22 protein-coding genes are annotated in these 25,388 nt (G+C 53.7%); 19 read left to right on the top strand and 3 right to left on the bottom strand.

The features are described from left to right. Window positions 1-28 precede the first annotated feature (28 nt). From ABWV47_RS16605 to ABWV47_RS16575, 7 genes are read left to right on the top strand one after another with little or no spacing between them, the layout of a single operon-like run. Complete coding sequence (locus ABWV47_RS16605; RefSeq protein WP_353313812.1) at window positions 29-916, top strand: ABC transporter permease; 888 nt, start codon at window positions 29-31, stop codon at window positions 914-916. Continuing rightward, window positions 913-1,578 carry a hypothetical protein gene (locus ABWV47_RS16600; RefSeq protein ID WP_353313810.1) on the top strand — a complete coding sequence of 222 codons (666 nt, stop codon included), beginning with the start codon at window positions 913-915 and terminating at the stop codon, window positions 1,576-1,578. Before ABWV47_RS16605 ends, ABWV47_RS16600 begins: the two co-directional genes overlap by 4 nt. Continuing rightward, window positions 1,571-2,416, top strand: a complete 846-nt coding sequence (locus tag ABWV47_RS16595; RefSeq protein WP_353313808.1) for an ABC transporter ATP-binding protein — start codon at window positions 1,571-1,573, stop codon at window positions 2,414-2,416. Before ABWV47_RS16600 ends, ABWV47_RS16595 begins: the two co-directional genes overlap by 8 nt. Beyond that, window positions 2,413-3,012 carry an SCO family protein gene (locus ABWV47_RS16590; RefSeq protein ID WP_353313806.1) on the top strand — a complete coding sequence of 200 codons (600 nt, stop codon included), beginning with the start codon at window positions 2,413-2,415 and terminating at the stop codon, window positions 3,010-3,012. The genes ABWV47_RS16595 and ABWV47_RS16590 overlap by 4 nt, the downstream gene beginning before the upstream one ends. Further along, a complete protein-coding gene (locus ABWV47_RS16585) occupies window positions 3,009-3,458 on the top strand; it encodes a copper chaperone PCu(A)C (protein ID WP_353313804.1) in 450 nt (149 codons plus the stop codon). The genes ABWV47_RS16590 and ABWV47_RS16585 overlap by 4 nt, the downstream gene beginning before the upstream one ends. Beyond that, a complete protein-coding gene (locus ABWV47_RS16580) occupies window positions 3,448-4,020 on the top strand; it encodes a c-type cytochrome (RefSeq protein ID WP_353313802.1) in 573 nt (190 codons plus the stop codon). Before ABWV47_RS16585 ends, ABWV47_RS16580 begins: the two co-directional genes overlap by 11 nt. Beyond that, window positions 4,017-4,742 (top strand): Crp/Fnr family transcriptional regulator, encoded by a 726-nt coding sequence (locus tag ABWV47_RS16575; protein WP_353313800.1) that lies wholly within the window; start codon window positions 4,017-4,019, stop codon window positions 4,740-4,742. The genes ABWV47_RS16580 and ABWV47_RS16575 overlap by 4 nt, the downstream gene beginning before the upstream one ends. A 320-nt stretch (window positions 4,743-5,062) precedes the next feature. Here ABWV47_RS16575 and ABWV47_RS16570 read toward each other — a convergent pair whose 3' ends face one another. Next, window positions 5,063-6,676 carry a GMC family oxidoreductase gene (locus ABWV47_RS16570; protein ID WP_353313798.1) on the bottom strand — a complete coding sequence of 538 codons (1,614 nt, stop codon included), beginning with the start codon at window positions 6,674-6,676 and terminating at the stop codon, window positions 5,063-5,065. Window positions 6,677-6,795: 119 nt separating this feature from the next. Between ABWV47_RS16570 and ABWV47_RS16565 the strand changes: the two genes are divergently transcribed. The 4 genes from ABWV47_RS16565 (at window position 6,796) to ABWV47_RS16550 (ending at window position 10,958) form a co-directional block, all read left to right on the top strand. Next, a complete protein-coding gene (locus ABWV47_RS16565; RefSeq protein WP_353313796.1) occupies window positions 6,796-8,028 on the top strand; it encodes a TRAP transporter substrate-binding protein in 1,233 nt (410 codons plus the stop codon). Between the two features lie 100 nt (window positions 8,029-8,128). Beyond that, on the top strand, window positions 8,129-8,797 hold the full coding sequence (locus ABWV47_RS16560; protein WP_353313794.1) for a TRAP transporter small permease: 669 nt from the start codon (window positions 8,129-8,131) through the stop codon (window positions 8,795-8,797). Continuing rightward, entirely contained in the window at window positions 8,797-10,155 is a 1,359-nt protein-coding gene (locus tag ABWV47_RS16555; protein ID WP_353313792.1) for a TRAP transporter large permease, read from the top strand. Before ABWV47_RS16560 ends, ABWV47_RS16555 begins: the two co-directional genes overlap by 1 nt. An 11-nt stretch (window positions 10,156-10,166) precedes the next feature. Then, a complete protein-coding gene (locus tag ABWV47_RS16550) occupies window positions 10,167-10,958 on the top strand; it encodes an IclR family transcriptional regulator (protein WP_353313790.1) in 792 nt (263 codons plus the stop codon). Window positions 10,959-11,099: 141 nt separating this feature from the next. On the opposite strand, the gene ABWV47_RS16545 is transcribed toward ABWV47_RS16550, so the two are convergent. Further along, window positions 11,100-11,999 (bottom strand): LysR family transcriptional regulator, encoded by a 900-nt coding sequence (locus ABWV47_RS16545; RefSeq protein WP_353313788.1) that lies wholly within the window; start codon window positions 11,997-11,999, stop codon window positions 11,100-11,102. Window positions 12,000-12,237: 238 nt separating this feature from the next. On the opposite strand from ABWV47_RS16545, the gene ABWV47_RS16540 reads away from it, so the two are divergent. Together ABWV47_RS16540 and ABWV47_RS16535 are read left to right on the top strand one after the other, a co-directional pair. Then, on the top strand, window positions 12,238-13,905 hold the full coding sequence (locus ABWV47_RS16540; protein ID WP_353313920.1) for a GMC family oxidoreductase: 1,668 nt from the start codon (window positions 12,238-12,240) through the stop codon (window positions 13,903-13,905). A gap of 47 nt (window positions 13,906-13,952) precedes the next feature. After that, window positions 13,953-16,460: a CoA transferase gene (locus ABWV47_RS16535; RefSeq protein WP_353313786.1), complete on the top strand. Its 2,508-nt coding sequence runs from the start codon at window positions 13,953-13,955 to the stop codon at window positions 16,458-16,460. A gap of 183 nt (window positions 16,461-16,643) precedes the next feature. Here ABWV47_RS16535 and ABWV47_RS16530 read toward each other — a convergent pair whose 3' ends face one another. After that, window positions 16,644-17,513, bottom strand: a complete 870-nt coding sequence (locus ABWV47_RS16530) for a LysR family transcriptional regulator (RefSeq protein WP_353313784.1) — start codon at window positions 17,511-17,513, stop codon at window positions 16,644-16,646. A gap of 116 nt (window positions 17,514-17,629) precedes the next feature. Between ABWV47_RS16530 and ABWV47_RS16525 the strand changes: the two genes are divergently transcribed. From ABWV47_RS16525 to ABWV47_RS16500, 6 genes are read left to right on the top strand one after another with little or no spacing between them, the layout of a single operon-like run. Next, on the top strand, window positions 17,630-19,081 hold the full coding sequence (locus ABWV47_RS16525) for an aldehyde dehydrogenase family protein (protein ID WP_353313782.1): 1,452 nt from the start codon (window positions 17,630-17,632) through the stop codon (window positions 19,079-19,081). Further along, on the top strand, window positions 19,081-20,058 hold the full coding sequence (locus ABWV47_RS16520; protein WP_353313780.1) for a membrane dipeptidase: 978 nt from the start codon (window positions 19,081-19,083) through the stop codon (window positions 20,056-20,058). The genes ABWV47_RS16525 and ABWV47_RS16520 overlap by 1 nt, the downstream gene beginning before the upstream one ends. Further along, on the top strand, window positions 20,055-21,740 hold the full coding sequence (locus ABWV47_RS16515) for a hypothetical protein (RefSeq protein ID WP_353313778.1): 1,686 nt from the start codon (window positions 20,055-20,057) through the stop codon (window positions 21,738-21,740). The genes ABWV47_RS16520 and ABWV47_RS16515 overlap by 4 nt, the downstream gene beginning before the upstream one ends. Next, window positions 21,737-22,363, top strand: coding sequence for a DUF3726 domain-containing protein (locus tag ABWV47_RS16510; protein WP_353313776.1), 627 nt, complete (start codon window positions 21,737-21,739; stop codon window positions 22,361-22,363). Before ABWV47_RS16515 ends, ABWV47_RS16510 begins: the two co-directional genes overlap by 4 nt. Before the next feature lie 12 nt (window positions 22,364-22,375). After that, window positions 22,376-23,386: an Ldh family oxidoreductase gene (locus tag ABWV47_RS16505; RefSeq protein ID WP_353313774.1), complete on the top strand. Its 1,011-nt coding sequence runs from the start codon at window positions 22,376-22,378 to the stop codon at window positions 23,384-23,386. 59 nt (window positions 23,387-23,445) lie between these two features. Then, entirely contained in the window at window positions 23,446-25,281 is a 1,836-nt protein-coding gene (locus ABWV47_RS16500; protein ID WP_353313772.1) for a BCCT family transporter, read from the top strand. The last annotated feature ends 107 nt before the right edge of the window (window positions 25,282-25,388 follow it).

Raw genomic sequence — 25,388 nt, 5'->3', positions numbered from 1 at the left:
GACCTGACGACAGGACAGAGAGGCCAGCATGGCGCAAGCGCTCCCATCCGAAACCGAAACGCCAAATGTGTTGGCGGAGCCCGCAGCGGCCCAGTCATCGGCGCAAACGGCACTGGAGACCACATTTTGGGACTACATCTCCGTGGATAAACTCAAAAGTTTGGGCGTCATTGCCCTTTCGATGACCACCGGTGTCCTGCTTTGGTACGTTGTGACCGAGGTCAATCTCGACTTCTACATCAATTTTGAAAACGTCCCGTCGCCTCTGCGTGTTTTCACTGCCTTTGTTGGCCATATCCAGACCGAAATATTCTGGACACACATCGGCGTTTCTATGCGCCGTATCCTCATCAGCTATTCTATTGCCACGGTGCTCGGGATCTGTATTGGGCTCTTTATGGGGCGGTCGCGCATCGCGCGTGCTTTCATCATGCCATACATCGAAGTTGTCCGTCCAATACCAGCGGTGGCTTGGATCCCGCTCGCAATTCTGATGTGGCCGACGGAGGAAAGCTCCATCATCTACATAACTTTCTTAGGGGCGTTGTTTCCAATTGTGTTGAATACCCTTCATGGCGTGGAGCAGACCCCCGAAGTGCTGGTCCGGGCGGTGCAATCATTGGGCGCACGTCGCATCGATGTGTTCCGCCACGTGGTGATCCCAGCTGCGCTTCCTTCTATCGCCGCCGGGCTTGCGATTGGCATGGGCGTCAGCTGGTTCTCGTTGCTAGCTGGTGAAATCATCTCAGGCCAATACGGCATCGGCTACTTCACGTGGGATGCATATAGCCTGATCAACTATCAGGACATCGTTGTGGGCATGTTGGTCATCGGTTTCTTAGGCACCGGCTCAACAGCGGCGATAAAGCTGATCACGCGCCCTATGCTGAAGTGGCAGGAGCGCGCTCGCACATGATCATCCTGCGCACTCTAAATCATAGCCTCAAAGGCCACTACAAGGCCCTGCTGTTGCACGGCGTGGGTTTTGCGCTGCTGTTTCAGGTGTTCATGATGCTTGCCCTGATTGTGCGCTTTCAGGCGTTTCCGAACTACGTGACGTTCTATGACTGGATCGGAAACGCGCAATGGATACTCCAATCAACGCCCTCCCTACGCGATGCACTCGGTATCATCTGGGAAGAGTGGCTGATCGAAATTGGGAAAATGAACTACGACTATGGCACCGGGATTTCTGAATGGAGCTTAAACATTGTACCCTCACGCCTGCTGGTTCTCGGTCTTCTGGGCGCCATGACCTCTTGGTGTTTGGTGTTGATGCGTCAGGATACCCACACGCAAGGCACCTCAGCCACGCTGCATGCCACAACAGGCTTGGGCACACTGCTTGTGGCCATCACGAACGCCACCATGAGCTGGGTCGTCTGCTGCGCCACACCTTCTTGGGTGGTCGGGTTGGCCATGCTCGGCCTCGGCGTTTCGACCTCTCTCGCGCTGGAAACCATGGGGCCGCTGCTCTCAGGCCTCGGTTTTGGTCTGCTGTTCACAATGATTATTGTTCTTGCTTGGCGCAAAAGTCGTGCTTTTGCCTCACCAAAAGGAAAACCTCTCCATGCTTGATGTTTTGAAGTTCAAAAGGCCGAACGAGATCGTCGGAAGCGGGGGCGAAAAGAAAGCTGAGATCGTCGTCGATGACGTGTCTATCACCTTTGGCTCAGGGGCGAAGTCGCACCGCGCAGTGGATACCACTTCGATCACCATGGAGGCTGGCGAATTCGTGTGCATCCTCGGTCCCTCTGGCTGTGGTAAATCTACCCTCTTGAACGCCATAGCTGGCTATGTGAAGCCGACAACTGGAGTTGTGACGGTAGACGGTATTGAAGTCAAAGCCCCAAGTCCGGATCGTGGGATGGTCTTCCAACAGTACTCTCTTCTACCCTGGAAAACGGTATACGAAAACGTGGCCTTCGGCCCCAAAATGGCGGGGCAAAGCCGGACGGCCGCAGGATCTACCGCCAACACCTTTTTGGAGTTGGTTGGCCTTAAGAAGTTTGGGAACCGCTATCCTGCGGAGCTTTCTGGTGGCATGCAGCAGCGCGTCGGTATTGCACGTGCTCTCGCTAACTACCCGTCGGTGCTGCTCATGGATGAACCCTTTGGTGCACTTGATGCGCAAACCCGGTTGATGATGCAGGAAAGTCTGCTCGACATCTGGCGAAAGTTCGGAACCACGGTGGTCTTTGTGACGCACGACGTGGACGAAGCTGTTTTTCTTGCCGATCGCGTGTTGATCATGAGCGCCGCCCCGGGCCGCATCATCGAGGACGTGAAAATCACGCTTCCGCGCCCACGTAGCACCGACATGGCAAGTTCACCGGAATACGTTGAAGCACGGCAATTCTGCTTGGACACCATTAAACTTGAAAGCCGCAAGGCCTTTCAGGAGCAGAACGCATGAGAGGGTTGCTCGTGGTTTTCTGTTTTGCAGTGGCACTCGCAGCGCCCGCCAAGGCGCAAGTTCAGGGTGTCATGCTGGATGCTCCAATTGATCTGCCGGTTTTTGCGTTTGCAAACGAGTTGGAGGAAAGCTTCACTCAAGACGATCTTATGGATCAGTGGACCATTTTGATGTTTGGCTTTTTGTCCTGTCCCGATGTCTGTCCGTTCACACTTGGCAATCTGGAGGCCGCCGTGTCCGAAACGGGCATGCGCGTGCGCCCCGACAATCTACCTCAGGTGATCTTTATCTCGGTCGACCCTGACCGGGACGCAGAGTACGTCAGCGAATATGCAAAGTTTTTCCACCCAGATTTTCAAAGCTTCACGGGCGCGCGAGATCAGATCAATTCTCTGGTGGACGCCACCGACAGCTTTTATCGGCTGATGCCGCCAGACACCACGGGGTACTACGAAGTGCAACACAGTTCCGCCGTCTCAGTGATTGCACCCGATGGCACCTTACGCGCTAAACTTCAGCCGCCATTTGATCCGGGGGCGACCGCAGAATTTCTAGCGCGCCTGCAGATCACCTATCGAAAGGAACTCTCGCAATGAAACGCTTGCTGACCGCACTTGCCTTTTTGCCCGTTGCCGCATTTGCCGATCCGCTGAAGGTTGAGAATGCCTACGTCCCGTTGGCCCCGCCCTCAAGCATGGCCCACGCTGCCTACATGGAGCTGAGAAACCAAAGCGACGCATCCAAAGAACTCGTCGGCGTAAGCGCCGAAGGCTATGGCATGGCGCATCTCCACATCAGCGAAGAGAAAAATGGCGTGGCCACCATGTCTGCCGTGCATATGCTGCAAATCTCTGCTGACAGCGCGGTTACCTTTGCGCCCGGAGGGCTGCACATCATGTTGATGCACCCACAAATCCCGCAGGCCGAAGGTGATCACGTGCACATCACGCTGACCTTCGCCGATGGCGGCACGCAAATTGTTGTGGCCAAAGTAATGAAAGCCAGCGCGCACGCCCATATGCTCCATAACCATGGATCTTAAGGCACTAGGCTTGGCACTTGCGCTGCTGGCAACACCGGCCAATGCGGATTTTGACGCGGAAGCCTTTCCCCCCTACGAACGCTGCGCTCTGTGCCACGGCCTGTTTGGCACGTCAGCTATCGCCCGTTTTCCTCATTTAGGCGGGCAAGATCCTATCTACATTCGCCACCAGATAGAGGCATTTCTCGAAGGCAGCCGCCACAACGACGGCGGCCAAATGGCCAGCATCGTCTCCGAGCTAAAACCGGAAGAAATCCCAATTGTAGTCGCGTGGTTTTCCCAACAAGATCCTCCTGCCCCCTCTGGAGATGGCAATGCTGTTGGGCAAACTCATTTCGTAGCGCGCGGATGTGACGCTTGCCATGACGCGGAGGTCTCCTATCTAGGGGTGCCGCATTTGGCGTCACAACACGCTGGCTATCTGATCAAACAGATGCAAGACTTCCGCGACGGGCGCCGTGAAACCCATGACGGCTGTCTTCCGCATGCTAGCTTGATGCCAGACACCGATGACGAAATACACGCCATTGCCAACTACCTCGCAGCCCAAAGGCGCCCATGACGATCACTTCAGACGACCAACCTAGCCAGTTCGGCGCAATTTTCCTTTCGGAGTATTTCGCTGAGCTCAACGAAGGGGCTGGATTTCTCACAGATCTGTCGCAGGAAGATCTCAAACGTGTCCGTAGCCTCGGCTCTCGATCTCGTTTCGAGAAAGGGGAAGGGATTTTCCACCAGGGTGCGCCTCATACCGGTGTATGGATCATCGAAAGTGGCCGCGTGCGCACCTACTATGCAGGCCCCTCTGGTCGCGAAATCACTTTAGCATATTGGAGTTCGGGCCACTTTGTTGGCGGGCCGGAGGTCTTTGCTCGCGGGCGACATGTTTGGTCCGCCGACGCTCTGGAGCCATGTGAACTCTTGTTCTTGTCCGGCACAAGCTTGCTAAAACTGGTGCGCGAAGTGCCCGACGTCGCGGTTGGTGTCATCGAAGGACTCGTCGCAAAAGGCAAAAGCTATTCGGCACTTATACAAATGCTGGGGACGCGCTCTGTTTCCGAACGGCTCAGCCAATTGCTGGTCATTCTCGCAAATACGACCGGCCGACCAGAGGGAGACACAATTGTGGTTGACCGCACCGTGACTTACGAGCAAATCGCTGCGATTGTCGGCGCCACTCGCCAATGGGTAACGCAATCTTTGGACAAGCTTAAAGCCGCGGGCGTGGTTGAGATCACCCGAACCGAGATCATCATTCGCGACTTAGAACAGTTGGAAGAATAGCAATTTGTATCCTTCGCCGCTTGCATCAACGCCACAAAAGGGAGCGGCGGCGATCCCATCCATTTTTCGTTTTAGGATCATAGTATTATGTCCAAAATTCCGCGAAGATTTCTTTGTCGCCATCTCGTCCGCACACGATCCATCAACTGCGTCAGGCGCGTCCGGTCTGGTTTCCATAGCTCCGGCTTGAACTGCGTGATGCGAGTGTCATCGGCGTTGGGACCGGCATCCCGAAACTGGATGTAATTGAAGGCGACCTGCGTGTCATTGGTACCAATCCGCTTTCGATAGTATGCGAGCTAAGAGGTAAAGGCTGGGATTTACCGCCGGTCCTCTAAAATCATATCGCTGGCTTTCTCACCAATCATGATGGTTGGGGCGTTGGTATTGCCTGAAACAATGTCCGGCATGATCGATGCATCTGCCACGCGCAGACCTGAGATCCCATGCACACGAAGTCGATCATCTACCACAGCCATGTCGTCCTTACCCATGCGGCAGGTGCTTGTGGGGTGATAGATTGTCTGGCTGATTTCGCGCGCGCATTTGAGCAGCTCTTCGTCTGTCTGAGGATTGTTGTTGGGTACATGTTCACGCACGACATAGGGTCTCAGTGCTTTAGTCCGCGTCATAGCCCGTGCAAATTTGATAGCACGTACGGCACACAGCTGGTCAGCCGTTGCCGATAGGTAGTTGGGCACGATCTTTGGATAGTCTATCGCGTTCGGTGACGAAATATGGATGTGGCCACGGCTTTCTGGTCGCAATTGGCAGACTGAGGAGGTGATGCCTGAAAACGGGTGCATTTCGATCCCTGGTTTGTCCGCGCTCAGGGGTTGGAAGTGGAACTGTATATCTGGTGTCTCAAGCCCCTCCATGGATTTTGCGAAAATGCAGACCTGACTGGCACCCAGACTCATGGGCCCTTTGCGGTACATCATATAGTTCAGCCCGATACCCATACGCGGCATGAACTTGTTGATGGCGTCGTTCATGGTGGCCACATTGACTTCGTACACAAGGCGGATCTGCAAATGATCCTGAAGATTTTCACCGACGCCGGGCAATTCGTGCCGCACTTCAACACCTGCGTTCTGCAAAATCGTCCCGCGGCCGATCCCTGACAGTTCCAGAATTTGTGGCGACCCGATCGCACCCGCTGACAGTATGACCTCGCCGCCGGGATTGAGCATCACTTCATGCGCTTGACCCTTGCGCAAGTAACGCACACCGATCACCCTTTTGGGATCCGTAGGTTCAAACAGCAAACACTCGGTATGTGCGTGTGTCAGCACCTCCAAATTGGGGCGCTTTTTGGCCGGGTTCAGGAAAGCCTTGGCGCTTGAACACCGAAATCCGTTGCGCGCGGTTTGGTGAAAATAGCCTGCGCCCTCTTGTTTTTCCCCATTGTAATCGTTGGTTTTTGGGACCCCCATTTCGACTGCCGCATCGATAAAAGCTTCAGAAATGTTGCTCTTGGCGCGGATCAGTGAAACAGAAAGGTTTCCGTCTTTGCCGTGGTATTCGTTCTCTCCGCTTTCGTGTGACTCCGACCGTTTGAACAAGGGTAAGACATCATCGTAGCTCCAGCCGCGGTTGCCGCGTTGTGCCCAACGGTCATAGTCCTCCTTTTGACCGCGCACATAAAGCAAACCATTGATAGAGCTCGAACCGCCAAGCGTCTTTCCACGAGGCCAATCGAGGGATCGACCACTCAAACCCGGATCCGGTTCAGACTTGTAACACCAATCTGTATGCGGGTTGTGGAGTGTTTTAAAATAGCCCACCGGAACATGAATCCAAGGGTTCACGTCGCGACCGCCGGCTTCGAGAAGAATCACCTTTTTAGATGAATCTGCGCTCAACCTGTTAGCTAGAACGCATCCAGCTGATCCTGCTCCTACTATCAGAAAGTCGGCTGTTTTCTGCGACATATGGAGTTCCCTTGAGCTTCGATTCTGGCGGATTTCAAAATTCCCTTGCGTCATCTTTCAATAAGTCACTAATAATGAGACCACAAGTCTCAATAAAGTAACTCTAGGGAGGAGAGAAAATGAGCGTAGGTGATAATCTGAAAAAAATTTCGCGGCGTGACCTGTTCCGTGTTGCAGGGCGCTTTGGTATGAGTTCGACGCTTTTGGCAGCCGGAGGGTTCGGGGGGGCAATGTCGTTGGCCAACCTCGCCAGCGCAGCAGAGTCGACCTATGAAAAACGCTTTGCCAAACCCGCGAAGCATACGTTGAAGTTTGGCGCAGCAGGCTTCAACGCCCAAAACCTGTTGATTGAACGCGCTGGTGCGCTTGAATTTGCCCGTGATTTGGAGAGCCGCACCGACGGCGAAATTCGTATCGAGTTCATTGGCAACAATCAGATCTGTGGACAGACTTCTTGCGTGGAAAAAACCCAGCAAGGGATCGTTGATATCTACGCCGCATCGACCCAAAACTCTGCTGGTGGCGCGCCCTATTTGAATGTGTTGGACTATGCCTACATGTTCCCAGGCCGGGCCTCTCAGTATCACTTCCTCTACAGCCCTGAGTCACAGCGGATTCTCCGGGAGCCGCTCGAAAAACGTCATGGTTTGAAATTTCTTTTCAGTCACTGTGAGCTGCGTGGCATTCAGCTTGGTCTAGGTTGGGAAGACAAACCGACGGTAACTAAGCTTGAGCAATTGTTCGGGACAAAAAACCGCGTCACGGGCACACAACTCGGGCGGATTGCAATGCAGGCGCTAAACCTGAATCCGGTTCCTGTTGCTTGGGAGGAAACCCTTGATGGTCTGAAACAAGGCTTGATTGATGGAGCAGAAACCTGGGCGTCGGCTGTGGCATATGCCAATATGTCGCCCGTCGTGAGTCAGTCGGTCGACCTCAAATTCTTCTGTGGCACGGAGCATACCTCCATGAGCGCTGCTGTGTTTGATGGTCTCGAAGGGTATTTGCAGGATGCTGTGATGGAGTCTTCGTATTGGGCGCAAACTCATGTTCAGGCGGCGAATGAAGCGGCGCTGGTCAAAACCGTGGGCCATTCTGACCCGCAGATGCCGGATACTATTTTTGCGCAAAACAATGTCCGAAACGCATTCCTCGCTGATGACCAAATTAAGATGGCCGAAGAGATGTGTTCGCCGGAATTTCAGCCACAACTTTGGGAGAAATGGCGTGACCGTCTGAACGGCTGGGCCGGTGGCATCGATACCTATCAGGAAATCTATGACATTGCGCGTCAGGTTCCAAAAGAAATGAAACCTGAGAATGTTGAACCTCGTCGTTGGTGGAAATCATAAACACTCCATAAATGAAAAAGGTTGGCGCGATTTCGCGCCAACTGGACTATTTTGCCCATCGAGCCGGCTCGTCCGGAGGGCTTCAAGGGGGGAGGAATTGATGGGTTTTTGGGCCGATTTGGGTGCGATTTTGAGCGCCTTTGCGTCGCAGGACAGCTACGAAATTCGGAATGCACTAAAATCCGATGCTGTATGGGCAGTTGGAACATTTGTTGCGGCTTTCGGTGGCCTGATGGTTATGTGGATTTACTCAAAAGTGCCGCTTTTGGATCGACATCTTGAGCGTACGATCATGGTCTGGAGTTATCTTGCCATTGCGTTCATCATTTTTTGGGGGGTGATCGACCGGTTCGTTTTTTCCAACCAACAACCATGGTCCACGACAATTCCGCCCTTGCTGTTTATGGTCATGGCCTGGTTCGGCGCAGCTTTTAACGTGCGACTGCGCACACACCTGAGCTTTGCCGAATTCAGAACAGCTATGCCGCCTAACGGACAAATGGCCTGCCTGGTGCTTGATGCTGTGCTGTGGTTCGCTTTCGCAGTGATTGCTCTGGTGACAACAACGCGTGTGACGGCTTTGTCTGCCTCGAACTTTCAGATTGTTTTGGGCACTGATGACATCATGCAGTGGTGGTTTCTGATCACGGCCCCGCTGGCTTTCCTCCTAATGGTAGGTCGGATTTTTGAGAACCTGAAAGACGATTTTTCGAACTGGCGCAGCAGACAGCCGCTGATCAAGCAAGCTGTCATCGGAGGGGATGTGTGATGACTGACGGAACATGGGTCACATTGATTTCTCTCGGGGTTACATTGTTTTTTATGCTGGGCGTTCCGGTGTTTTTGGTCATTGCTTATTGGGTGATCGGGTGTTCGTTTGTGCTCGGCCTGACCCTTGATAACATGGGAGCGGAACTGTTGAACGTGTTCAACAAAGGGTTCGCTTTGCTGGCGATGCCGCTGTTCATTTTAACCGGCGACCTGATTAACCAATCGGGCATCGCCAGACGGCTTTCTGACTTTGCATACGCCTGTCTGGGCTGGCTACGTGGCGGACTTGCCATGGCCGCGCTGGGCGCCTGCGGATTGTTTGCGGCGATCTCGGGGTCAAATTCGGCAACGACGGCGACGATCGGGTCTATGCTGCATCCAGAAATGGTAAAGGGCGGCTACGACGAGCGCTTTTCTGCGGCAACGGCTGCAGCCGGTGGCACCGTCGGCATTATTATTCCGCCGTCCATCATCTTCATTGTGTATGGCTTTTTGCTAAACCTACCCATCTCAGATCTGTTCGTCGCGGGAATCTTGCCTGGCGCTTTGATGGTGATTGGTATGCAGATAGCTTGCTGGATCATCTGTCGGATAAATGGTTGGGGCCACCTGATCCCACTTCAAATGAACCGCGTCTTGAAAACTGCATTTGGAGCATGGCTGGGCTTTTTCGCCATCGGGTTGGTCTTGTGGGGCATCTATACTGGTAAGTTCTCTCCTACCGAAGCAGCTGGTGTGACAGTGGGGTTTTGCGTAATCGCCGGTTTAGTCAGCTATCCAATCAATAAGATTATGGGGGCGGGTGACGATAAACCAATTTCCGACAAAAGCTATGTCGAGATGTTCGTGGTAGAGGGATTCACGATCCCGAAAATCCCGTCGATCGTTGTGCGTTCAGCACAGATCACAGGCATTCTTGCCCCTCTGATTGCGATTTCGGTCGTTATGCAGCAAATTCTGTCTTTACTTGGCGCGCAGCAAGTCATCGGTGATTTTGTCACTTCGATGGGGGGCTATTATGCTGTGTTGTTCACATCGATGGTTATTGTGTTTTTCTCGGGAATGGTGTTGGAGAGCTTGCCTGTAACAATCATTTTGGCGCCAATCTTGGCGCCGATCGCTGCCTCAGTCGGTATAGATCCAATTCATTTCTCGGTTATCTTTCTTGTGGGCGCGTCCATCGGATTTATCACGCCGCCCTACGGGTTGAATCTATATGTCGCATCAGGAGTGACCGGTGTTCCCTATTTCCGGCTTCTTCCCTATACAGTGCCATACCTAGTAGCCCTGATCTCAGTCTGGATTCTGGTGTCGCTTGTACCAGATCTTGCATTGATGCTCTTGCCAAACAGATAACAAGTGATGCAATGCCCAACGACGCGATGACTTCGAAAGAAACACAGATCCCAACCAACTTACGGTTGCTGATGATTTTGGAGGAAGTTGCGCGTTTAGGAGTCGCAGTCAAGCCCGCAGACCTGATCGAGACATTGGGATTGCCCAAGCCGACCGTTCACCGTCTGCTGCAAACCGCTGAAACAGAAGGGTTTTTACAGCGTGATCTGGATGGGAGATCATATGGCCCGGGGGATCGCCTCCGGTCCCTTGCTGTGAATACAATGTCCTCCGAACGGGTGCGCACAGCCCGACTCGCGATCCTCAAAGGGGTCGCAGAGAAAGTTGGTGAAACCTGCAATCTAGCCATTCCGGATCGAGAAGGTATGACTTACCTTGATCGTGTCGAAACCAAATGGCCTTTGCGCATTCAGTTACCTAGAGGGACGCAAGTACCGTTTCATTGCACCGCTAGTGGTAAAATGTATCTTTCTACATTGCGTTCCGCGACTCTGAACGGTGTTCTTGATGCCCAAGCATTGAAGCCGGAAACGGAAAAATCCATCACATCTCCTGATATCCTACGGGCGGAACTCAAAGTGATTGGCGAACGTGGTTACTCCACCGACAACGAAGAGTTTATGACAGGTATGGCGGCAATCGCAGTGCCGATACTTGATCCACAGGGAAGGCTTGTGGCGACACTTTCGATACACGCACCTGTTCAGCGTTATCAATTGACAGAGATAATTGGTTTTCTTGCTCCTCTTCAGGAAGCTGCAGAGAAACTAGCAGTATTGTATCGCAGCGAATCTGCTACTTAAAAATTCCCTTTAAGTAGAGGCATGCCGAAAGTCTCCTAGAGCCAACGCAAACAAAACATCGGATTAGACAACAATTACTAGGGTGAACGCATTTCAAATGCGTCACTTCCACTAGAGATTAAAACAGTCTTGATCCATTCCTCAGTGTCGTTCTGACAGCGACCATGAACTCTCTAGAAGGGCAAAGACCTCAGTAAGTATTGGATTCTCGTTGCGACGCTCCAAAGCAACAAAACAGAGACAAGCAGGCACCGACACTGTATTGCAGACGGCCAGACCGAAAGTTTGTTTCTGATGGAGCGCGATCGACTCTCGGCAGAGGCTCAGGCCAATTCCTGATCTGACCATTTCTAACATTGATGCTTCCTGATCGACCAAGGCAACCACGTTCAGAAGATTGTTTTGATCTCCATAAACTTTGCTGAGTAACCGATAGTGGACAGATGTCTCAGGTGTACCAATCCAGGGAAGAGTCGCCAGCTGCGCCCAGCTTGCATCTTCGATCTGCTTTTGCCATCCGGCTGGTCCAACAACGTGGTATCGGAAATCTGCAAGTCGAATTGCGTGTATTTTGTCTTCGCTTTCAGCTTCGAGCTGTTGCAGGTCGTCTGGACCACATAGATAGAAACCAGCATCGATGCGGCCTCGCTTGAGCCATGCAAGAATGTCCCCACTTACCCCATGAACCAGCTCCGTTGCGATACCGGGATGCTCGGTCCTCAATCGGGCCAGCATCCGTCCTAGACGAATGAATTCAGGATCTACAATGGTACCAATAGTGAGTTTTCCACTGACTTGTCCCGAGCGCTGACGAGCGCTGCGCTGAAAATCAGACATAGCATCGAGGACCTGTTGGGCCTTTGACAGGACTGCAGCCCCATCGTGGCTGATCTGTAGCCCGCTGGCGGTTCTCGTGAACAGTGTGATTCCTGTTTCTGTGCTCAGCCGCTTGATCTGGTGACTGATCGCTGGCTGGGTCAGGTTCAGCACCTCAGCCGCACGCGAAACGCTGCCTTCGCGGGCAACGGTCACAAAAGCCAAGATGCTGTTTATGTTCGAGTAACGATCCATATAAATTTTTTTAATATTGCATTGTGGGATTTGTCATTAGGTTTCTTGCTCTTTGTCCGTCAGAGATCGCTGAAACCGCGTTCTGGGAGGCAACGTGACCTGAACAGCTTGGTTTCTTGGCGCAGCCAACGGCGCCTGAATGCCAAGAGTTCACCAACCCTCTCGGCGCGCAATCAACGGTGAAACGGCTGAAAGATGGGTGGTGAATATGGCGGATGGTTTCAAAGGGTTTGACTATATTGTGGTCGGGGCAGGCTCGGCCGGGTGCCTGATGGCCAATCGGCTAAGCGCAGACCCAGCAAATCGTGTGCTCCTGCTGGAAGCTGGAAAGCCAGACAGCTACCCATGGATTCATATCCCCGTTGGCTATCTATACTGCATCGGCAACCCACGCGCCGACTGGATGTACAAAACACAACCAGACAAAGGGCTGAACGGGCGCAGCCTGCTTTATCCGCGCGGCAAGACACTCGGGGGCTGTTCCTCAATCAATGGCATGATCTACATGCGCGGTCAGGCGCGCGACTATGACAACTGGGCCAAAGTGACCGGTGAGGCGGCCTGGAACTGGGAAAACTCTCTGGCGGATTTCAAGGCGCATGAAGACCATTACAAGATGGACGATGGCGCTGACCCGGTCACCGGCAACAACAGTCGGTTTTCTGATATGCATGGGCATGGCGGCGAATGGCGGATCGAAAAGCAGCGGCTGAACTGGGATGTTCTGGACAGTTTTGCCGATGCGGCAGTTGAGACCGGCATCCAGAAGACCGACGATTTCAACAGCGGTGACAACGCCGGTGTTGGCTATTTCGACGTGAACCAGCGGTCTGGTTGGCGATGGAACACCTCAAAGGCCTTTTTGCGCCCGGTCAAGCAGCGCAAGAACCTGAGCATCTGGACTGAAGCTCAAGTCGAAAAACTGGCTTTTGAGAAAGACAGCGATGGAGCTTTGCGCTGTGTTGGCGCTAGGGTCAGCCGTGCGGGGCAACCCGTAGAGGTGCGCGCAAAACGCGAAGTTGTGCTCTCTGCCGGGGCGCTGAACTCGCCACAGATCCTGCAGCTGTCCGGGATTGGTCCGGCGGCCCTGCTGAAAGAGCACGGCATCGATGTCGTGATGGATCAACCCTATGTGGGGGAAAACCTACAAGACCATTTGCAGATCCGCGCTGTTTTCAAGGTCAAAGGCACCAGCACCCTGAACAGCTTGGCCAATTCCATGGTTGGCAAAGCCAAGATCGGGCTGGAATACCTGTTTAAACGCTCTGGCCCGATGAGCATGTCGCCAAGCCAGCTGGGCGCCTTTACCCGCTCTGATCCAAGCCGGACACATGCCAATCTGGAGTACCATGTGCAACCGCTCAGCCTTGAGGCCTTTGGCGATGATTTGCATGATTTCCCGGCCATAACAGTCAGCGTTTGTAACCTAAACCCGACCAGCCGGGGTCATGTTCGGATTGCATCGGACAACTTCCGTGATGCGCCGTTAATTTCGCCCAACTATCTGGACACCGCTGACGACCGTAAGGTGGCGGCAGATAGTCTGCGTCAAGTGCGCGAAATCATGGGGCAACCGGCGATGCAGCCCTATGCGCCAGAAGAGTATAAGCCCGGTGTGCAATACCAAAGCGACGAAAAACTGGCGCGACTGGCGGGCGATATCGCCAGCACGATCTTTCATCCGGTGGGCACTGTCAAAATGGGGCGCGAGGACGATCACACGGCTGTTCTTGACCCGCATCTGCGCATGAAGGGCGTTAAGGGCCTTCGGGTGGTGGATGCCTCGGTCATGCCGGAGATCACCAGCGGCAACACCAATTCGCCCACGATCATGATTGCAGAAAAAGCCTCAAGCTGGATTCTCGCCGATCACTAACCCGCCACCTCAAATCAATAAATCTAAGAAGTCTTCCTGGAGGTTCCATGCGTAATTCGTTTTCCAAGTTGCCGCTGACAGGCGTAAAGGTCGTGGATTTTGGTCAGTATATCGCAGGTCCGGCTGTTGCTATGTTGCTGGGCGATCTGGGCGCCACTGTGGTGCATATTGATCCGCCCGAAGGACCGATGTGGGACAGCCCCGCCAATGCCACGCTCAACCGTAATAAGGTCATCGTGAACATAGACCTCAAATCCGAAAGCGGGATGGAAAAGGCGCGTGCGCTCTGTGCCGAAGCGGATATTCTCGTTGAGAATTTTCGCCCCGGAAAGTTCGCCAAGCTGGGCTTTGATTTTGCTGCCATGCGCGAAGATCGACCAGAGTTGATCACCATTTCGGTCCCTGGTTTTGCCTCAAACGATGCAGAGCGGCGCGAATTGCGAGCCTATGAAAGCATTGTCGCCGCCAGTTCTGGTGTCTTTACCGATATGGGACTTAACCGGGTGCTGATGGGGTTGAACCCCTCCTTTTCTCCTTTGCCTCTTGCCTCAGCCTATGCCTCGCAAATCGCGGCGTCTGCCACCGTTCTGGCGCTGCAATCCAGACAGGTCACAGGCCTAGGCGATCAGATCGAGGTGCCGCTGGCCGCCGCTGTGATGGAAGGTCTGTGCTACAATTCGATCAAGGTCGATGGCATGCCCGAACGCTACCTAACCCAGCGCGAGACTGAGATCGAACGCCGCCGCGTCGAAGGTCTGCCGATGAATGTCAGCTACGAAGATCTCCAAGAATTGATGGATCCGTTTTTCCGCAGCTACATGTGCAAGGATGGCCGCATGTTCTATGTGGTTTGCCCCAGCCACAAGAACCACGCACGTCGCTGTCTTGAAGTGCTCGGCATCTATGACGAGTTGGTTGAGGATGGTTTGACCTCTGAGGAAAACACATACAAACCTTGGTCAGAATGGGAACATGAGGCTTCCCTTGGTGTCTATCCAATGCCAAAGGACTGGGCTGATAGGATATCTGCGCGGATGAAAGAGGTCTTTATGACCCGCACCTCGCATGAGTGGAAAAAGATGTTCGGCCGTGGGATGATTCCTGGTGCCCCGCAGCGATGGTTGCAGGAGTGGATTCACGACGAATACGCGGAAACCTCTGGCTTAATGATCGATGTCTGGGATCCCATTTACGGCGATATGACCCAGCCGGGCCCTGTGGTTTGGATGGAAGAAAGCGGCGAAGAGGCATTACAGCCCCACCCGCGTCGCTGGGTTGAATTTGAAGAAGCACTAAAAATCCTCAAAAAGATCCGGACAGATCTCCCAGAACCCTCCGAGGATCTTGCGCAGGAAGGTTGGTTGTCTGGTGTGCGCGTTCTGGATTTGTGCAATGTGATCGCGGGACCGCATTCGGCGAGTTATCTGGCACGATTTGGAGCTGAGGTCATCAAACTTGAGCCAGCTGATCCGATGTATGACAGCTGGAATACTGTCATCTATGGCATGTCTCAAATGCGCGGCAAACGCTCGATCCTAGCAGACATTACCTCACGCCATGGACGGCAGGTGTTTGAAGATCTGGTCAAAACTGTCGATGTGATTGTCTGGAATGCACCTGATAGCCAAATCAAAAAAATGGGGCTTGATGCGGACAGCTTGCGTAAACTCAATCCTGATGCCCTGTTCTGCAAACTCGATTGTTTTAGTGGTGTGCGTCGCGGAACCAGAACCGACTACATCGGCTATGATGACCTCGTACAGGCAACAACGGGCATCATGTTGCGCTTCGGGGGGGCCATGGACCGCCCTGAGGAGCATGCTCATGTGGGTACAATTGACGTGATGTGTGGTTTTGGCGGCGCTTTGGGAGTGGCTGCGGCTCTTTACCAGAAATATCGCTTTGGTCGTATTGGAAGAGGGCGGACATCGTTGTCCTCCAACAGCGGGTTACTACAGGTGCCCTTTGCCTTCGACTTCAAAGGGCGTGGGCTCTTTGAAGAACCCTCTGGTCCGGAGGCCAGCGGATACGACGCGCTGACGCGTTTTTATAGCACTGCTTCGCGTCACATTCTTCTAAGTGCATACGAGGCGGACCTGCCACTGTTTCGCAACGTAGAGGGACTTGAGGAATTGCCGGATTTGCACGAAGAGGAGCGTGCCGCTTTCCTAGCTTATACATTTCTGTCCCAACCCGCATCTGAATGGGTTGCGCGGTTGCAAGCAGCAGATATTGGTGCGGTGATTTGCGAGAATCTCGACTCCTTGCGCGCTATGAATTTACGTGATGCTGACGGCAAACCGGGCACCGACAATGGCAGTTACTCGTTTTCGAACTATCCAGACCATCCTAGCGGGCATGAGGTTATTCAGCTCGACCCCTATGCGGTGCGATCCGTTCGAGGCAAGATCACTGCCTTGCCGCCCGCCGAGAAGTTTGGCGCTTCAACACGCGCAATACTGAAGGATTTGGGCTACGCGGATACTGCCATTGAGGCGATGATCAAATCTGGAAATCTCAGCGAGTCCTGGAGTGAAGAATATCTCCCCAGTTAACCCGTTTGGTCACTTGCTATCGCAGCAGAGCGGGGAAGGTTGATCAAAGGTGGGCGGTTTGGGAAGCGCCAACGCGTGCTGCGCTCGGAAGACACCAGCCCTAAACACATCGCAACAGACCCCACCTAACCTAAATTTTGACTTGGCGATTGGGGGACGCGATCTAATAGAAAACGGCTGCTATTACGTCCAGTCAGATTGGACCAGCAGGTTGGAAAAGGCTTCAAGTAATTTCGGAAAGCGCGCACGTTGACTGGTAAGCAACGAAACAATGCGTCGCTGAGTGACCCCTTCAATTGAGCGAAAAACGAGCTCTTCTGGCAAAGTGCGTGCCACGCTCTGTGGTAGGATTGTCACCCAATTATTTGTCCGTGCCATCGCAATGAGAGAGTGCGTGTTGTGAACCGTTAGAAATGCACCCGTTGATGCTTTGCTGATTTCGTTCAAATCCAGTTGGCCGCACAAATCGTTGCTCATAAATGCATATTCAAAGATCGCATCAAGTGTGGGTGGGCTGGAGGCTTTTGCCAAGGGGTGCTCCTTGCCGCAAAGCAAGCCAAATTTGTCTTCAAAAAGTGTGACACGGTCCACTCCATTGAGTGGCTGGCAGCCTGACGCGATGCCGATGTCCGCTTCTCCATGCAGCAACGCTTCAGCGACCATCGTGCTATCCATGTCTCTCAATTCGACTTTGAGATGGGGGTTCCGCTCCATCAATGTGGAAATGGCCTGCGGCAGTGCGAGCCCTGTGGCTGATGGTATGGATGCAATTTTTATCAGCCCGCTTGGGGCATTAGCGGCATGTTCGATCGAGGCAACCGTCTCATCGAATTGACGTATTTGTGCCTGAGCCAAACGAAAGACTTCTTGGCCTAAGGGGGTCAGCTTATTTTTGCGCTCTGTCTCAAAGAGACGTGCATCAAGATGACCCTCTAGTTGTTTGAGAGACATCGAGAGCGCAGACGGGGTGCGGCTCATCCGTGCGGAAGCTTCCAATAAGTTTCCCAACTGCGCGACAGTGCTAAAGCACCGCAGCATATCAATTTTGATCATAGCTTCAGTTTTTCTGTAATTTACTTCAGAAGTTTGAGTTTGACTGATGTTGGTGGGAGAGTCCACGATGTCTCATCGATCTAAGGCCAATCTGGCCAGCGCGTGGGGAACAAAGCATGTCGGATATCAATTGCAATTTCATCGCAGGGGAATGGGTCTCCGGCGATCAGGAAATTGAAAATCGAAATCCCTCGGATACAAGTGATTTGATTGGCCTATATGCTCAGGCCAGTCGGGGCCAACTGGATGCAGCGCTCGATAAGGCTCAGAGGGCGCAGGTTGCATGGGCGTCGTATGGCATGGAGCGCAAGCAGGCGGTTCTCAACAGCATCGGCACTGAATTGATGGCGCGTGCGGAAGAGCTTGGTTGGCTTCTCAGCAGGGAAGAAGGCAAGCCGCTGGCCGAAGGTCGCGGGGAGGTTTTTCGCGCAGGGCAATTCTTCACCTACTACGCTGCGGAATGTCTGCGCCAGTTGGGTGAAAATGCGGATAGCGTGCGCGCCGGGGTCGAAATTGATGTGCGACGCGAGCCCGTTGGTGTGGTTGCCATAGTCTCACCTTGGAACTTCCCAACGGCCACAGCGTCGTGGAAGATTGCTCCAGCCTTATGCTACGGCAATGCAGTGATTTGGAAACCGGCGAACATCACACCGGCTTCGGCCGTCGCACTGACTGAAATCATCTCCCGCCAAGACATTCCTGATGGGCTCTTTTCTTTGGTGATGGGGGCCGGTGGTACAATCGGTCAACAGCTTGTGGAGCACCCGTCTGTCAATGCCATTTCTTTCACCGGCTCTGTGCCTGTCGGAAAGGGCATTGCTACCGCGGCAATACAGAACCTGACCAAGGTTCAGATGGAAATGGGGTCTAAGAATGCGCTTGTTGTTCTGGATGACGGCGATCTTGATCTGGCCGTGTCCGTCGCTCTGGGTGGTGCCTTTGGCGGTACCGGTCAAAAATGCACAGCCTCATCTCGTTTGATCGTTCACGGCGCGGTGCATGATGCATTTGTGGAAAAACTGGTGGCCGGCGTACAGGCCATGAAAGTAGGTCACGCGCTTCACGACGGCACTCAAATGGGCCCAGTTGTGAGCGCCCAACAGCTTCAGGAAAACCTGGACTACGTTGCGTTGGGGCAGTCCGAAGGCGCAGAGCTGGCCTGTGGCGGGGCCCGATTGGACCTTGAACACGATGGGTTCTATATGTCGCCAGGCGTCTTTTTGAACACCACAAATGACATGCGCATCAATCGTGAAGAGATGTTTGCGCCTTTGGCAGCGGTGATCAAAGTTGATGGCTACGATCATGCGCTCGCCACAGTGAACGACACAAATTTTGGCCTTACATCGGGTATTGTCACGCGCGATCTGGCACGCGCGACGCATTTTCGGCGTAACGCACGCACCGGTGTTGTCACGGTCAATCTCCCCACTGCGGGGACGGACTATCATGTGCCGTTTGGCGGGCGCGGTGACAGCTCATATGGGTCGCGTGAGCAGGGTAAGGCGGCTGCGGAGTTCTATACCACTGTAAAGACCGCCTATATCCACGCAGGGGAGCCCCTTTGATGCGCATTGATGGTCTTCAATATGCAAACTGGTCGGAGAAAATTTTTCGACAATTGCGCGAAGGCCGTGTTGATGCGGTGCATGTCACCATTGCCTATCATGAGACCTTTCGTGAAACGGTTTTGAATTTTGAACGCTGGAACCGTTGGTTTGAGACTCATAGCGACCTGATTATGAAAGGCACAACTGCGCGCGACATTGATGTCGCGCGTGAGACCAACCGCACCGCCATTTTCTTTGGGTTTCAAAACCCCAGCCCAATTGAGGATGACATCGGGCTGATCGAAATTCTGCACGCGCTGGGCGCGCGGTTTATGCAGTTGACCTATAACAACCAATCCTTGCTTGCGACGGGATGCTATGAGGCAGAAGACACCGGCATCACGCGCATGGGCAAACAGGTCATCAAAGAGATGAACCGCGTGGGGTTGGTGGTCGATATGAGCCACTCTGCGGATCGCTCCACCATTGAGGCCGCCGACATCTCAGAACGACCAATCGCGATCACTCATGCCAACTCGTACAAGTGGTCACCTGCTCTGCGCAACAAGAAAGACCATGTGATCGAGGCGGTCACACAGAACGGCGGCATGTTTGGCTTTTCGCTCTACCCACACCACCTCAAGGACAAGTCGTCCTGCTCGTTGCAAAGCTTCTGCGAGATGATTGCGCGCGCGGCGGATGATTTTGGTGTCACTCATTTAGGGATTGGGTCTGATCTCTGCCAAGATCAACCTGACAGCGTCGTGGAATGGATGCGCACTGGCCGCTGGAGCAAGGAGATAGACTTTGGCGAAGGCTCAGCGGCGGCACCTGGATTCCCAGCAATGCCAAGTTGGTTCCAAGACAACAGGCATTTCGGCGCGTTGGAGACCGGTTTGCGCGATGTGGGTATGACAGCACAAGAGGTCGCGGCCATCATGGGGGGCAATTGGTACCGCTTCTTTGATGAGAATTTTGGTCCCCAACTGTCATGACGACCCCTCAGCCACATATCACCCGACGCCCGCCTTCAGAGGTGATGCGGTTGGAGCGATTGGGGTCGCTACATCAATGTCGCATGAGTTTCATGCGTACTCTTTTACGGCGTTTGGCGGGTGACCAATGGCAATTTACCCGTCCACACTTTGACATCGACGCCACGGGTGTTGGCTATGCTGTCTATACGGCTGCTGGGCCAGAACGCAGTTATTCACTGGTCGCTTTTGCGCATGACCTTCCAGATGAAAAGCGGTCTGATCGGGTGATTGCCGACGCATGGGATGCGACCTTCACGCTATTTGATGGCGTGCCAGACTCCCAAGACATCGCGCGATTGAAGCAAAACGTACCGCTCCAAGAGGCGGGTCGCATCAGCGAAAAAGAACTGTCGCTTTCACGAGCAAACCGCTCAGTCCGTCTTTGGGACTACGTGGTGTCGGAATTGGCAAGTGGCCAACAACCAGACACGGATGTCATCGATCAAGTTGGTTATCTCATGCGCACGACCGCGGTTTATGGATCCGGAAAATTCGGTGCTGCAGACCGAGAAACAATTTCCAACCGCGAAGAACTCTTTCCACCGTTTCAAGTTGAGATGCTCTCTGTTTTTCTCACGCGAAAGTTTGTTCTTGATCTGGTTCAGCATATGGCTTGGGCCAAGGGAGGGGAGACGGCGGTCAAGCTTGATAGATCGATAGCTCAACGGCTTGGAATTGGGAACTCGACGGGCTTGGGCATGGCACCGTTTGTGATCAACCACCCAGTGTTATTCAACAATTGGATAAAGGCCCGAGAGGAGGCCATTTATCGCGTGCGTTCCGTTGTAAGCGCTGTCGCTGATGACACTGAGATCTTCAGGGACCGTTTGAAGCGTAGCACCATTTCGGTTGCACGTTGGACGTCGAAGCACCCTGTCCAGATGCGGAAAATCGACGCATTGAAACACGACTTGGTGCTGCTGAGCGCGCGGGTCGATGAGTATGACTTTCAGACAGCTTATCCTTGGGACAACTTGATGAATTGGGCGGCGCACCAACTTAGTATCGAGGGTCAAGAACTATTGGCGTCGCTGATTCTGGAACCGTATCCGGACCTAGTTGATCCGCTCGTGAGCTGCATGGCTGACACCACCTCCACGGTGGCGCGCATCGACGGGTCGATGACGGTTGGGGACGTGAAAACCCTGTTAGAGAAGAGTTTTGCCTGGGCCTTTGATCTTGATTGGCAAGCCCCTCAAAATTGCGCGCGGGCTTGGTACGTGTCCGAAGAGAAACTAGAACCGCGACTGGGTGAGCGGTTTGAAGAGCCAATTGCCGCATACGAGCAACCATTGGCACCCGCACGCGACGCAGCCCACGCATTTCATGCGCTGAAAGAGTGGCCCGAGACGTCTAAAGTTGCGGCGTTTTTGCAGAGCCACCCTGAGCACCGTCACACCATACGTCGGGCGCAATTGTGCGAGGTCGCGCCCTACGGCGAAGTTCAGGATAACACCATTTCAAGCGATGTGCTGCCGATCGACATGCTGCGCGCAAAGCTGTCCTTTTTTGGCGCAACGCATTTTGACCCAAGGTCTGATCGATGGATACGTATTTGTATGTTTGCCGGGGCGCCATATCCCGAGAGCCTTTCAGAATCCAACTCGGATGATTGGATCTATCCGGAGTTGGCACAATGACAAGGTCATTGAGCGAAGTCGAAGCGACCGCGAAAAAAGCCGCCCGCGGTGCTGGTTTTTCATGGGGGATGGCAGAAGAGGCCGCGAAGGCCACGCGCTGGCTTTGCGCAAAGGGTATTGACGGATGCGCCGAGCTTTCCCGGCTGTTGTCCATTGGAAGCCATGAGATAAACCGTGCGGCAAGCTTGGACGCCGGTGTTTGGCAATCCGCTTCTGGACCTCTCTGCTCAATATCGCTCGGTGCGTCCATGGTCGATCATGCGCACGATTTGAACGCTGACGGCTGGCAGGTGAAGAGTGTTGTTTGTCCGGCTCTCCTAGTTCCTTTCGCTGCAGATATCGCTGCAAAGTCAGGTCAATCGATCGCCGTGTTGGGGCCGGATTTCTCCGCCGTGGTCAGTGGCGAAGGATTGAGCGTTAATGCACCGATGCCCAACAGTTCGGCTTCGTTGAAGGTTCAGATCACACACAAAACCCAATTGCCCAATGTCTCTTTCACCCGTGCCGATCCCGCTGAAACGGCTTGGTCCGTAATGCAAAATTTCGCGCATCGCACATATGCGCCGGCAACCGAAGCGTCGCGATTGAAAGGCGCCGGGGCGGGGACAACTGACAACGACTAAACCGAGGACCATATGACTGAAACCAAAACGTTAAGCCTTGCCGAGATCGAAGACCTAAGCCAACGAGCGTTGGTGGCGGCGGGTACTTCCGTTGAAAATGCGCGTCCGCTCGCAGTGGCAACCGCAGCGACAGAGGCTGATGGGATTTCCAGCCATGGGCTCGCCTATATCCCGATCTATTGCGAACATGTTCAGTGTGGCAAAGTTGATGGTCGCGCTGTGCCCAATCTCGACATCACGGCGCCGTCTGTTGTGACTGTTGATGCTGCGACAGGATTTGCCCACCCGGCCATCGATGTCGGCTTCGATGCACTGGTTCCCCTTGCGCGAAGCCAAGGTATTGCGGCTCTCGCAGTGAGAAACAGCTACAACTGTGGCGTCTTGGGATATCACACTCAACAATTGGCCAAAACAGGTTTGCTTGGGCTTGGTTTCACCAATGCACCAGCCTCAATCGCACCCTCCGGCGGATTCAAACCCGTTGTCGGGACAAACCCGTTTTCCGTTGCGGCTCCGGGCTCAGGAGGAGAGCCCGTTGTCTTGATTGATCAAAGTGCAAGCACGATTGCCAAGAGCGAGGTGATGAAACATGCCCGCGAGGGCAAGCCCATTCCAGTGGGGTGGGCACTTGACGGCCTCGGGAACCCTACCACGGATCCTGAGGTTGGTCTCAAAGGATCAATGGCCCCTTCGGGGGGATACAAAGGAGTCGGCATAGCTCTGTTGGTAGAACTTCTGGCGGCGGCTCTCACAGGGGCGACGCTTGGCATTGATGCCTCGCCATTTTCAGGGACAGCAGGTGGGCCACCGCGCACCGGACAGTTTTTTATCGCCATTGATCCGAACGCGACCTCGGGCGGTCACTTTGAGACGTTGGTTGCGCGGCTCACAGACACAATACACGCACAAGATGGTGCAAGACTTCCCGGCGATGGCCGCAATCATCATCGCATTCAAGCCCACACAAAAGGGGTGTCGGTGAACGTAGCGACGCTGGAAAAAATAAAAAAAATCATTGGCTGATCTAGCGAAGGAGGAGCGCAGAACAGGTCGATGGACTTTGACATTCAGGGAGGAAACGCATGTCAATTAAACCACCGTTTACAGAGGTCGAGGTCAATAGGGCCGCGTCCGGATTTTATGAAGGGCATAGCGTGGAAATTGCGCTTTTGTCCAAAGCTATCTTGGTCGGCTTGGTGCTTTGGGCACTTGTCTGGCCCGCAAGCGCAAACGGCGTTTTGGGAAGCTTGAATTGGCAGCTGCTTGAGAGCTTCAACACTTTCTACATCATCATTGTCGGCTTCTTTGCTTTCTTCTTAGTTGTTCTTGCTGCGCTCCCACAGACCGGAAAACGTATTATGGGGCGTCCAGGAGAAGGCACTGAATTTTCAAACTTTTCTTGGTTCTCTATGATGTTTGGCGCCGGCCTTGGCGTTGGTCTTATGGTCTTCGCGACTGCGGAACCTCTTGGACTTTGGGGGTCAAATCCCGTGGTTGTCGCGGGTGACGTGGCGGGCAACACCGAGGAGGCGCTGCAATCTGCCTATCGGTATACGTTTGCTCACTACGGGTTTCACGCCTGGGCGATCTATGTGGTGACCGGGTTATCGCTTGCCTACTACGCCTATACGCGCGACATGCCGTTGACGATCCGTTCGGCGCTTACGCCACTTTTTGGTTCACTTATGAACGGTCCATTGGGTCATGTTGTGGATGTCTTGGGTGTGGTCGCCACGATCCTTGGCGTTTCTGTCACTATTGGTTTTGGCGTGTCACAGTTTATTGATGGCATGTATGCGATCACTGGCATGACATGGATGATGGACATGAGCGGAGAAGCTCCCGCGCCTGGCACTGTTGGACTGATCGCTGGCTTGTTGGTGATTATGGGATTGTCAATTGTTTCAGCTGTCTCGGGGGTTGGTAAAGGCGTGAAGTACCTTTCGAACCTCAACTTGGTACTGTCTCTGATTTTGCTGTTTGTCTTTGTGGTGTTTGGCTCATTCCTGTTTGCGATGACGACCTACGCAACGGCACTTGTCGACTATCTTCTGCACTTTGTGTCGTTGAGTTTCGGAGCCTACGGACCGCAAGCTGCTGGGGAGTTCGCCGCGGCTTTGCCAAATGAGGCTGCACCATTTGCGGACGCACTTCGTGGTGGTGCCACCAATGCTTGGGGCTCATTCTCTGCCTTCAAATCTGGGCTTGAAGGAGATGCCGCCGGCTTGTCTGAATCTGTTTTGCAGGCAGTATACGCTGCGGGCGAACCGGGCCGCCAGTTTGGTTGGCAAGCCGGTTGGACAACTTTCTACTGGGCTTGGTGGATTGCCTTTTCCCCATTTGTTGGTCTGTTTTTGGCTCGCATATCTCGGGGTCGTACTGTGCGCGAATTCATCGTGGGCTGTATGTTTGCACCTGCGATGGTCTGCTTTGCTTGGATGACAATACTGGGTGGCACGGCGATCGATCTGGAACTCACAGGTGGCGCAGAGGGAACTATCATCGCGGCTTCCAACACTGCTAAGTTGTTTGTCACATTGGGCGAAATGTTGTCCGGGGGTCTTCTTTCGGCCATTACCGTGATGTGTGTCGTTCTGATCATGACGTTTTTGGTGACATCGGCTGACTCGGGCATTTTGGTGATGAACACAATTATGTCTGGTGGTGACCAGGAAGTCGGCAACAAACACAAAGTGGTTTGGGGCGTCATACTTACGGCGGTCATTGGCACGTTGCTCATTGCAGGAAAAACCAACGGTGGTGCAGACCCGATGGAAGCGCTCAAAAGCGCAATGATCATTGGCGCACTGCCATTTACTGTGGTCATGGGCCTGATGTGTGTTTCACTTGGCAAAGCCCTGTTCAGAGATGGTCAGCGCGACAAGCTAAGCGATGCCGCAACTGCCCCCGGCCAATAAAATAACACGCCAAGCGGAAACCCACTCCGCTTGGCGACACCGTTCCCAAATTTAATATCAATCGCTTTAGGATGCAGCGCACTTGGCCCCCATGTACAAGTGGCGGG

This window comes from Shimia sp. NS0008-38b, assembly GCF_040370365.1.
In the GTDB taxonomy this organism is placed as follows: domain Bacteria; phylum Pseudomonadota; class Alphaproteobacteria; order Rhodobacterales; family Rhodobacteraceae; genus Shimia.
The sequence above is the reverse complement of the archived record's forward strand: the minus strand, read 5'-3'. Positions and strand labels throughout refer to the sequence as shown.

Bases quoted from the DNA above. Each gene is read 5' to 3' on its own strand.
- ABWV47_RS16590 (WP_353313806.1), top strand. From the start codon at position 2,413: ATGAGAGGGTTGCTCGTGGTTTTCTGTTTTGCAGTGGCACTCGCAGCG.
- ABWV47_RS16535 (WP_353313786.1), top strand. From the start codon at position 13,953: ATGCGTAATTCGTTTTCCAAGTTGCCGCTGACAGGCGTAAAGGTCGTG.
- ABWV47_RS16585 (WP_353313804.1), top strand. From the start codon at position 3,009: ATGAAACGCTTGCTGACCGCACTTGCCTTTTTGCCCGTTGCCGCATTT.
- ABWV47_RS16515 (WP_353313778.1), top strand. From the start codon at position 20,055: ATGACGACCCCTCAGCCACATATCACCCGACGCCCGCCTTCAGAGGTG.
- ABWV47_RS16605 (WP_353313812.1), top strand. From the start codon at position 29: ATGGCGCAAGCGCTCCCATCCGAAACCGAAACGCCAAATGTGTTGGCG.
- ABWV47_RS16510 (WP_353313776.1), top strand. From the start codon at position 21,737: ATGACAAGGTCATTGAGCGAAGTCGAAGCGACCGCGAAAAAAGCCGCC.
- ABWV47_RS16600 (WP_353313810.1), top strand. From the start codon at position 913: ATGATCATCCTGCGCACTCTAAATCATAGCCTCAAAGGCCACTACAAG.
- ABWV47_RS16565 (WP_353313796.1), top strand. From the start codon at position 6,796: ATGAGCGTAGGTGATAATCTGAAAAAAATTTCGCGGCGTGACCTGTTC.
- ABWV47_RS16560 (WP_353313794.1), top strand. From the start codon at position 8,129: ATGGGTTTTTGGGCCGATTTGGGTGCGATTTTGAGCGCCTTTGCGTCG.
- ABWV47_RS16530 (WP_353313784.1), bottom strand. From the start codon at position 17,513: ATGATCAAAATTGATATGCTGCGGTGCTTTAGCACTGTCGCGCAGTTG.
- ABWV47_RS16580 (WP_353313802.1), top strand. From the start codon at position 3,448: ATGGATCTTAAGGCACTAGGCTTGGCACTTGCGCTGCTGGCAACACCG.
- ABWV47_RS16505 (WP_353313774.1), top strand. From the start codon at position 22,376: ATGACTGAAACCAAAACGTTAAGCCTTGCCGAGATCGAAGACCTAAGC.
- ABWV47_RS16500 (WP_353313772.1), top strand. From the start codon at position 23,446: ATGTCAATTAAACCACCGTTTACAGAGGTCGAGGTCAATAGGGCCGCG.
- ABWV47_RS16555 (WP_353313792.1), top strand. From the start codon at position 8,797: ATGACTGACGGAACATGGGTCACATTGATTTCTCTCGGGGTTACATTG.
- ABWV47_RS16570 (WP_353313798.1), bottom strand. From the start codon at position 6,676: ATGTCGCAGAAAACAGCCGACTTTCTGATAGTAGGAGCAGGATCAGCT.
- ABWV47_RS16520 (WP_353313780.1), top strand. From the start codon at position 19,081: ATGCGCATTGATGGTCTTCAATATGCAAACTGGTCGGAGAAAATTTTT.
- ABWV47_RS16595 (WP_353313808.1), top strand. From the start codon at position 1,571: ATGCTTGATGTTTTGAAGTTCAAAAGGCCGAACGAGATCGTCGGAAGC.
- ABWV47_RS16540 (WP_353313920.1), top strand. From the start codon at position 12,238: ATGGCGGATGGTTTCAAAGGGTTTGACTATATTGTGGTCGGGGCAGGC.
- ABWV47_RS16550 (WP_353313790.1), top strand. From the start codon at position 10,167: ATGCCCAACGACGCGATGACTTCGAAAGAAACACAGATCCCAACCAAC.
- ABWV47_RS16525 (WP_353313782.1), top strand. From the start codon at position 17,630: ATGTCGGATATCAATTGCAATTTCATCGCAGGGGAATGGGTCTCCGGC.
- ABWV47_RS16575 (WP_353313800.1), top strand. From the start codon at position 4,017: ATGACGATCACTTCAGACGACCAACCTAGCCAGTTCGGCGCAATTTTC.